The 1684-nt window shown below is 60.2% G+C and carries 2 protein-coding genes; one reads left to right on the top strand and one right to left on the bottom strand.

All coding sequences use genetic code 11. From position 1 onward, the window contains the following. Window positions 1–296: 296 nt before the first annotated feature. A complete protein-coding gene (locus ETD86_RS54250; protein WP_138674372.1) occupies window positions 297–803 on the top strand; it encodes a tetratricopeptide repeat protein in 507 nt (168 codons plus the stop codon). A 277-nt stretch (window positions 804–1080) separates the two neighbouring features. Here ETD86_RS54250 and ETD86_RS54245 read toward each other — a convergent pair whose 3' ends face one another. Continuing rightward, the gene (locus tag ETD86_RS54245) at window positions 1081–1383 is read right to left on the bottom strand and encodes a hypothetical protein (RefSeq protein WP_138674371.1); all 303 of its coding nucleotides are present in this window, start codon (window positions 1381–1383) and stop codon (window positions 1081–1083) included. Between the last annotated feature and the right edge of the window lie 301 nt (window positions 1384–1684).

The following is a 1684-nucleotide window of genomic DNA, read 5'->3' as shown; positions in this document are numbered from 1 at the left end:
GCCTGACCAGGGACCTCACCCGAGAGGAAGGGGTCTGGGCGACGAGGTGACGGCCTTCAGCGGGCCTGTGGACAACCGCACAGACCCGCACAACCGGCAGGACCCCGCCGCGAGCATGGACTCCGACACTCCTGCATAGCGCCATCCAACGAGCTCCCCCGAAAATCCTCAGCTGGGATGACCTGCTTTACACCAGCGTCCTAGTACTCCAGTGACACTTGGCGATCTTGTGCGTTGAGGTGGCATGAAGACGGTCATCTCGCTCGCCCAGGCCCTGGCGCGCCTAATGTTTGGCTGTGCTCTTCCAAGAAATCGACCAGCTCATCACCTACGACGAACGGCAACGGATGGTCCCCAGCGACCGCGATCGGCTCACCGCGCTCGTCGACTCGGCCCGCGCTCAGGACCCCACCGACTACACCACGCTGCGCGCGCTCGGGATCGGACTGCTGGTTCTGGGTGAGTACGCCGACGCGATCGACCACCTCAACCGTGCGCTCGACCTGGCGGACACGAGCGGCAGGCGGATCGCGGCGTCAATCAATCTGGCCGACGCCTATCGCTACTCAGGTGACGCGGCGGCCTCGGAAACTCTCTGCCGCGCGATGCTCACCCTTGCAAGGAAAGAAGTACCCGAGATGTTGTGCTTCTCGCTCCAGCATCTCGGCAAGGCCCTCACTGAACTGGATCGTAGACAGGAGGCGCGCGAGGTGCTGCAGGAGGCCCTAGCTCTGCGCATGGCCGAAGGCGACCCCGAGCTGATCGCCAGAAGCCAAGCGGGCCTACGACTCCTCGACACTTAATGCTTGGTTACATTTCGCGATCTTGTTGGTTCGGGTCGCATGAAGACGACCACGTGATCATTCGGAGTTTGTGAAGACATCTGAAGATCACGTGATGGCCGTGGCCGACACTGTAGACCCTGACGGCTGGATGGTCACCTTCCACGACCTGATGGGCCGGATCGCGGGCCGTTTCGGCTGTATCGAGCCACGTCGCACCGCCAACGCCTACGTTCGCGTGGCGCGACTGCTGCACTTTGCTGCTGCTCGTGATGTCAGTAGTGCGACAGCGTGTCGGTCACTTTCTCGCTATAGAGACTGTTCTCCGCGAGAAGAAAGCAGCGCCCAACGTGGTTGCCCCTGCGGCGATCAAGACGGTAGCGGGAATCTGAACGAGGTTTCGGAGATCCTTGCACCTGTCCCTATATTCCATTTTTTCTACCGCCCAGTCACGAGTCTCATCCATTAAGTAATCAGGGAGAGAGGCAGTAATGAATGCAGAACCACACGCCTCACCTTCTGAAGTAACAGGCATCAGACCAGCAAGTACGCCTGAGCCGATCAGCAAGAAGGCGACGAACGCGAGGAGCTTGGTAGCCATAAGTACTCCTTGGTAGGTTCATCCGGGCCTGATCATTCCAGGTCGATCCTTGGCTCGGAAGTCTGGGCGGGTGGTGCGGACGTAGGGCCGTCCTGTGGAGGTCGCGTCGCGGTATCGAACCGTTGCGATGGTGCAGGATCTGAGCCTCTATCCACGGCGTGAAGTCCGAAGCGAGGTTAGCGAAATGAAGTGAGGTGTCCCCTGAACTGGGAGGATGGGAGTTCTCTACGCTTCCATCGCCCGCTGCAAAGGACACCTCGTAAGTTGAAATTCTTCCATACCGCCAGCCGTACGCAGGCGA

This window comes from Nonomuraea turkmeniaca, assembly GCF_005889735.1.
GTDB classification, from domain to species: Bacteria; Actinomycetota; Actinomycetes; order Streptosporangiales; family Streptosporangiaceae; genus Nonomuraea; species Nonomuraea turkmeniaca.
The sequence above is the reverse complement of the archived record's forward strand: the minus strand, read 5'-3'. Positions and strand labels throughout refer to the sequence as shown.

What these genes read in the sequence shown, in the direction of transcription:
- ETD86_RS54245 (WP_138674371.1), bottom strand. Translation starts at nt 1,383, where the DNA reads ATGGCTACCAAGCTCCTCGCGTTCGTCGCCTTCTTGCTGATCGGCTCA.